The following is a 4,281-nucleotide window of genomic DNA, read 5'->3' on the forward strand; positions in this document are numbered from 1 at the left end:
AAAAGAAAAAAAGTAATATGCGTGAAAATTCATATTACATTGACAATGAAAGTTCTTTTGATAGGATTAAGGAATATCATTTCTTTCTTTTTCTACCGCGTAAAAGGATGAAAGAGAACATATATATGAGGAGGTAATCTTAATGAAACGTGAATGGGATTTATTGCACACCCCAGGTCCAACTCCGATACCACCGAGTGTGGAGCGTGCAATGAACCAACCGATGATCGGTCATAGAGGTCAAAAGTGTAAGGAGCTTTTAAATGATATCGCTCCACGCTTGAAGCCGGTATTTGGCACAAGCGGGGAGGTTCTTGTGTTAACCGGTAGTGGAACGTCAGCTTTAGAAGCTGCCGTCGTTAACACCACCGAGCCCGGAGATGAAGTCATCGTAGTTGTCGCAGGAGCTTTTGGAGATCGTTTTGCTCAAATTTGTGAGACGTATGAATTGAATGTCCATCGTATTGATGTCGAGTGGGGGAAAGCGGTCACTGTCGAACAAGTAGAAACCGCGATCCAATCAGCGGAGAATCCGAAAGCTGTATTTTTGACTCATTGTGAAACATCGACAGGCGTTATGCAGCCTGTAGAAGAAGTGGCTGGCCGCGTCAAGCAAGTGAGTGATGCTCTGGTTATCGTTGATGGAGTATCCTCAATCGGTGGAGCAAAAATCGAGATGGATCGTTCTGGAATCGATCTCGTAGTCTCCGGATCACAGAAAGCAATGATGCTCCCTCCTGGTCTCGCTTTTGTAGCTGTAGGTAATCAGGCATGGGAAGTCATCAACCAAAATGAACGTCCACGTTTCTATTTAGATTTGAAAACATATAACAAACGGTTAAGCGAAGGTCAGACTCCTTTTACTCCAGCTTTATCCCTGCTTTTCGGTTTGGGTGAAGTATTACGTCTGATGGAAGAGGAAGGCCTTGAGCAAGTATTTGAACGTCATTTATTGATGAAGAAAATGACTCGTGAAGCGGCAAGAGGAATGGAGCTTCCTTTATTAGTTTCTGAAGAAGATGCTTCCTCAACCGTTACATCGATTAAACCGACGACATTTGAGGCAGAAGAACTTCGCAAAGCAGCAAACGAAGAATTTGGACTGATTTTAGCCGGAGGACAGAAGCATATGAAGGGAGAAATTTTCAGGATCGGTCATATGGGGTATTCCCGCCCTTCAGACGTCTTACGTTATATCAGTACGCTTGAAGTCATTTTGAAGCGTTTAGGTCATCCTTTTGAATTAGGAAAAGGAAGTGCAGCAGCTCAAGAAGCTTACTTGAATGCAATAAAGGAGTTGAGATAGATGTATCGTGTATTGATTAGCGATCCGTTAAGTGAAGATGGGATACGTCCTCTCTTGGACGCAGAAGATGTAGAAGCCGTGATGGACCCTTCCCTTTCACACGAGGAACTGTTAGAAGAGATAAGTAAGAGTCATGCATTAATTGTCAGAAGCCAAACCCAAGTAACGAGAGAAGTTATTGAGCACGCTCCTGAGTTGAAAGTCATCGGGCGAGCTGGCGTTGGTGTTGATAATATTGATTTAGATGCGGCTACAGAGCATGGGATTGTTGTCGTAAATGCTCCTGATGGCAATACGATTTCTACCGCCGAGCATACGATGGCCATGCTGATGTCGTTAGCAAGAAACATTCCGCAAGCCTACCACCAATTGAAACAGAGAAAATGGGAGCGTAAGAAATTTGTCGGGGTGGAACTGAAAAACAAAACGATCGGTATTGTAGGTTTTGGTCGAATCGGCATGGAAGTTGCTCAACGTGCTAAAGGTCACCGAATGAACGTGATCGCCTACGATCCATTCCTTAATCAGGAAAAAGCTGAAAAAGCGGGCGTCACTCATGGTACCCTTCAAGAAGTTCTACAGCAAGCGGACTTTCTTACCGTGCATACACCTTTAATAGAAGCAACAAAACATTTAATCGACAAAGAAGCCATTCAATTGATGAAACCTGGCGCAAGAATCCTCAATTGTGCGCGTGGGGGAATCATTGAAGAGGATGCTTTATATGAAGCAATTAAAAGTGGAAAAATTGCAGGAGCAGCGCTTGATGTTTTTGAAGAGGAGCCAGCAATTGACCATCCACTATTGGATCTGACTGAAGTGATTGCAACTCCACACTTAGGAGCGAGTACAGTTGAAGCCCAGGAAAACGTTGCGACAGATGTGAGTTTTGATGTGATGGAACTGCTGCGAGGCGGTTCTGTGAAAAACCCTGTGAATATGCCTTCTGTTTCTTCTGAAATGATGGATAAACTTTTTCCTTATTTTCAGCTTTCCGAAAAATTGGGAGCCTTTTTATCTCGCGTCGTAAACGGAACATTGGAACGCGTCAGTGTCTATTACTCTGGTGAATTGCTAGACGTAGACACAATGCCGCTGACAAGAATTGCAGTCAAAGGAATTCTGCAGCGCCATATCGGAAATAGAGTCAATGACGTGAATGCCTTTAAGACTGCGTCCGATAAGGGGATCGTGATCAATGAACAGAAGTCAACTTCGACCAAAGGCTTTACGAATTTGATAACTGTAGAAATCGAAACGGATGAAGAAAAGCGAAGCATCGCAGGAACTTTATTGAACGGTTTGGGCGCGCGTATTGTCCAGCTTGATCAGTATTCCATTGATGTGGTTCCAGATGGGAACTTGATCGTGATCCACCATACCGACCAGCCTGGAGCAATCGGCCGAGTGGGAAGCTTACTGGCCACCCACCATGTGAACATCGCTACCATGCAGGTAGGACGTACAAATATTGGCGGAGAAGCCGTCATGGTTCTGACTGTAGACAAAGAGGTCGATGGAGATTGCCATACGCAGCTGACAGAGATCGATGATATTAAACAAGTTCAATGTCTAACTCTATAATATAAAAAACAGGGAAGCGGCCATTCGCTTTCCTGTTTTTTTACTTGTCTATGAAAATATAAGAACAAAAACGCAAGTGTCTTATGACCTCGAGGGGCTAGGCACTGTTTACTAGCAACTTTATGAAACGAACTGCTGTACTCCTGCGTAAAAAAGAATGATTCAATCAGGAGGGATGGGAATGACAACAATTTATGTGACAAGGCATGGGCAAACGGAATGGAACTTAGAAGGACGAATGCAGGGAAGAGAGGATTCACCTCTTACTCCGCTTGGAAAGGATCAAGCGCGCTGGCTTGGAGATCGGCTTAGAGAGGTGCCATTTTCGTCCATCCATACAAGTTCAAGCGGTCGTGCAAAGCAAACCGCAAATTGGATTAAGGGTGAAAGGGAACTTCCTATCATCGAAAGCGACAGGTGGAAAGAGATTCATCTTGGTCCGTGGGAAGGAAAACTAAAGGAAGAAATCGAAGGAGAACACAATGAAAAGTTCCGTCACTTCTGGGAGCATCCGCAACTTTATTCACCAGATGACGGGGAAAGCTTTCAAGACGTAATGGAACGAGCCGGAAGTGAGATTGAGAAATTAGCTCGATTATCCAATGGTGAGCCCGTGCTTTTGGTGACTCATGCGGTTGTACTAAAAGCATTGATGGCTTATGTGCTGGATAAACCGTTAGAGGACTTTTGGTCGGGCGCCTACATGCACTCCACGTCGCTTACGATTATTGAAAAAGTAGATGGAAGCTGGAAGGTGAAGCTCGAAGGAGACACATCCCATCACCGACAAGTAGATTAAGCACTCTGTAAGCTACAGTTATTCATTTCGAGATATGTGGGGCCGCTATTGTATCGGCGGCTCGGGATGGCAGGGAAACGACTCGCTTTCCTGCGGGGGAACTGGCAAGCCTCCTCGGTCGTTTTACTCCTTGTGGGGTCTCGCCTAGCTCCTTCTCCCGCGGGAGAAGGAGCCGTTTCCCTGCCACCCCATATGTCATGGAGGTTCACGGCCCCGACTAAATTAGAATAGTTAATTGTCGTTATGCAATGGTACGATTTAATCAGTTATGCCTATTTAACGAATCGGCATAGGGAATTCATTGTTACCTCAATAAGAAACTTATGATGTGTTTCCGTTCTTCAAAAAACCTAAAGGAGGTCCGGGAGATTCCGAGACTCCTGTGGGATAAGCGGGACAGGTGAGACCCCGGAGGACGGAGTCCGAGTTATAATGAACGAAACTAGCCCCTTACCCGTAAAATCGTAGATTAATCGGGTATACAGTAGTAAGAATACACTACACCCTATCAGAGCTACATTACGGAAGGAGCTAGCTTATAATGATGAATACCCTAAAATATGTTGGTTTAGACGTGTCTAAAGAAAAAATT

3 protein-coding genes are annotated in these 4,281 nt (G+C 44.7%); all 3 read left to right on the forward strand.

The window, feature by feature from the left end; all coding sequences use genetic code 11:
* The first annotated feature begins 142 nt into the window (after positions 1-142).
* The 3 genes from LD39_RS09870 (at position 143) to LD39_RS09880 (ending at position 3,689) form a co-directional block, all read left to right on the forward strand.
* On the forward strand, positions 143-1,306 hold the full coding sequence (locus LD39_RS09870; protein ID WP_035545721.1) for an alanine--glyoxylate aminotransferase family protein: 1,164 nt from the start codon (positions 143-145) through the stop codon (positions 1,304-1,306).
* Positions 1,307-2,890 carry a phosphoglycerate dehydrogenase gene (serA, locus tag LD39_RS09875; protein WP_035545723.1) on the forward strand — a complete coding sequence of 528 codons (1,584 nt, stop codon included), beginning with the start codon at positions 1,307-1,309 and terminating at the stop codon, positions 2,888-2,890. It abuts the gene before it with no gap.
* 181 nt (positions 2,891-3,071) lie between these two features.
* Positions 3,072-3,689, forward strand: a complete 618-nt coding sequence (locus LD39_RS09880; protein WP_035545725.1) for a histidine phosphatase family protein — start codon at positions 3,072-3,074, stop codon at positions 3,687-3,689.
* The last annotated feature ends 592 nt before the right edge of the window (positions 3,690-4,281 follow it).

The organism is Halobacillus sp. BBL2006 (assembly GCF_000786645.1).
In the GTDB taxonomy this organism is placed as follows: Bacteria; Bacillota; Bacilli; order Bacillales; family Halobacillaceae; genus Halobacillus.

Excerpts from the sequence above, each read along its gene's own strand:
- serA (WP_035545723.1), top strand. The coding sequence starts at position 1,307 with ATGTATCGTGTATTGATTAGCGATCCGTTAAGTGAAGATGGGATACGT.
- LD39_RS09880 (WP_035545725.1), top strand. The coding sequence starts at position 3,072 with ATGACAACAATTTATGTGACAAGGCATGGGCAAACGGAATGGAACTTA.
- LD39_RS09870 (WP_035545721.1), top strand. The coding sequence starts at position 143 with ATGAAACGTGAATGGGATTTATTGCACACCCCAGGTCCAACTCCGATA.